The organism is Pseudomonas protegens, from assembly GCF_003732485.1.
In the GTDB taxonomy this organism is placed as follows: Bacteria; Pseudomonadota; Gammaproteobacteria; order Pseudomonadales; family Pseudomonadaceae; genus Aquipseudomonas; species Aquipseudomonas protegens_B.
On sequence record NZ_MOAK01000021.1, the window covers coordinates 1 to 2,567 of the forward strand.

At 60.3% G+C, this 2,567-nt stretch carries 2 protein-coding genes and 1 pseudogene; all 3 read right to left on the reverse strand.

What is annotated here, in order from left to right; genetic code table 11:
• Window positions 1-162 precede the first annotated feature (162 nt).
• Window positions 163-939 (reverse strand): SDR family oxidoreductase, encoded by a 777-nt coding sequence (locus BLX41_RS02300; RefSeq protein ID WP_123723607.1) that lies wholly within the window; start codon window positions 937-939, stop codon window positions 163-165.
• Window positions 936-2,147 carry an O-succinylhomoserine sulfhydrylase gene (locus BLX41_RS02305; RefSeq protein ID WP_123723608.1) on the reverse strand — a complete coding sequence of 404 codons (1,212 nt, stop codon included), beginning with the start codon at window positions 2,145-2,147 and terminating at the stop codon, window positions 936-938. Before BLX41_RS02305 ends, BLX41_RS02300 begins: the two co-directional genes overlap by 4 nt.
• 36 nt (window positions 2,148-2,183) lie before the next feature.
• Window positions 2,184-2,567 (reverse strand): annotated as a pseudogene (locus BLX41_RS34225) (amidophosphoribosyltransferase); the annotation flags it as partial.

Genomic DNA, 2,567 nt, shown 5'->3' on the forward strand with positions numbered 1-2,567 from the left:
GTAAGGCAGACGCTCTCCCGGCTGAGCTAATCACCCTTTGCTTCGCTGAGGCCGCGAAATTTACGCAGGTAACGAAGCTAAGTCAATAGCAGGCTTGAAGTTTTTTAAAAAAAACAACAGCAAGCGATACGCTGCGAGGCTCAGGCAAAAGTCGAGACCGCATCATCCTTGATAAATCATTTTCTTGGTCATGCCACCGTCCACCACGAACTCTTGGCCAGTAACGAATCCCGAATTGCGCGACAGCAGCCAGGCCACCATCGCCGCCACGTCTTCCACCGTCCCCACCCTGCCCGCGGGATGCTGGGCATGATCAGCATCAGACAATGGCTCGGCACGTCGCGCAGCTGGATCACGAGCATCGATCCAGCCAGGACTCACGGCGTTGACCCGGATTTCCGGCCCCAGGCTGATTGCCAGAGCGTGTGTCAACGCCAGCAAACCACCCTTGCTCGCCGCGTAGGCCTCGCTATCGGGCTCTGATTGCCGAGCCCGGGTCGAAGCCAGATTGACGATAGAACCGCCATGGGCACGCAGATAAGGCGCGCAATGCTTGGCCAGCAGCATGGGCCCGCCAAGATTCACCGCCAGCACTCGATTCCAGTAGGCCAGATCCAGGCTTTCCAGGGTGATGTTGTGCGGGTCGGCCACAGCAGCGTTGCAGACCAGGGCATCCAGGCGCCCGAATTGCCCCAGCACCTCAGCCACGCCCTGAGCCACCTGCGCTTCATCAGCCACGTCCATGGTGATGAACCAGGCGCTTTCACCCAGCACCTTGGCCACCTTGGAACCGCGCTCTCGATCCAAATCGGTCAGCACCACTTGCCAGCCTTCACTGATCAGCCATGCAGCGATCCCCAGGCCAATGCCCCGCGCGGCGCCGGTGACCAGCGCGACACGACCATTGCCGCCACCCTTAGGCGTGGACAACTCGATCACAAGGCTGCCAGACCGCGAGCCAGGTCGGCCTGCAGGTCAGCTACATCCTCCAGCCCGACCGCGATGCGAATCAGACTGTCACGAATACCGGCAGCTTCACGCTCCTGAGGCGCCAGACGCCCATGGGAAGTGGTGCTCGGGTGGGTAATAGTGGTTTTACTGTCGCCCAGGTTGGCAGTGATCGAAATCAGCCGAGTGGCGTCGATAAAGCGCCAGGCGCCCTCTTTACCGCCCTTGACCTCAAAGCTCACCACCGCGCCGAAACCGCGCTGCTGACGCTTGGCCAGCTCGTGCTGCGGATGACTGGCAAGACCTGCATAGTGCACCTTCGCGACCCCGTCCTGCTGCTCCAGCCATTGCGCCAGGGCAAGGGCATTGGAACAGTGGGCGCGCATCCGCAGGCTCAGAGTCTCCAGGCCCTTGAGAAAGATCCACGCATTGAACGGACTCAGGGTCGGCCCTGCCGTACGCAGGAAACCCACCACTTCTTTCATCTGCTCGCTGCGCCCGGCCACCACACCACCCATGCAACGGCCCTGGCCGTCAATGAACTTGGTCGCCGAATGCACCACAACGTCCGCGCCGAGCTTCAGCGGCTGCTGCAACGCTGGAGTACAGAAACAGTTGTCGACCACCAGCATCGCGCCCTTGGCATGCGCCACCTCGGCCAGCGCAGCGATATCCACCAATTCGGCCAGGGGATTGGATGGCGACTCGACAAACAGCAGCTTGGTGTTGCTCTTGATGGCCGCATCCCAACCAGAGAGATCCGCCAGAGGTACGTAATCAACCTCAACACCAAAACGCTTGAAGTACTTCTCGAACAAGCTGATGGTCGAGCCGAATACACTGCGCGACACCAGCACATGATCCCCAGCACTGCAAAGGCTCATGACCACCGAGAGAATGGCTGCCATGCCAGTGGCCGTGGCGACTGCCTGCTCTGCACCTTCCAGCGCCGCGATTCGCTCTTCGAACGAGCGCACCGTAGGGTTGGTGTAGCGCGAGTAGACGTTACCGGGGACCTCGCCGGCGAACCGCGCAGCCGCATCAGCGGCCGTGCGAAACACATAGCTGGAGGTGAAGAACATCGGATCACCGTGCTCGCCTTCCGGCGAGCGGTGTTGGCCGGCGCGCACCGCCAGGGTATCGAACGCTACGCCTTCAAGGTCGCTGTCCAGCCGACCGGCATCCCAATCCTGACTCATGCCGCCTACTCCTAATGTCTTCTTAAATGCTCTGGATCAGTTGTTGTACAGATCGATGATGGCGCTGACCGCCTGGGTCTTGGCCTTGGACGCATCATTACGAGCGCTCTCGATCTTGTTCAGATAGGCCTCATCCACATCGCCAGTGACGTACTTGCCATCAAACACGGCGCAATCGAAGCTCTCGATCTTGATCTTGCCGCCACCGACCGCTTCGATCAGGTCTGGCAGGTCCTGATAGATCAGCCAATCAGCACCAATCAGGTCCGCCACATCCTGGGTCGAACGATTATGGGCAATCAGCTCGTGAGCGCTTGGCATATCGATGCCATACACGTTCGGGTAGCGCACAGCCGGGGCCGCCGAGCAGAAGTAGACGTTTTTCGCGCCGGCTTCACGGGCCATCTGGATGATCTGCTT

Coding starts and splice junctions, on each gene's coding strand:
- BLX41_RS02305 (WP_123723608.1), bottom strand. CDS start 2,147: ATGAGTCAGGATTGGGATGCCGGTCGGCTGGACAGCGACCTTGAAGGC.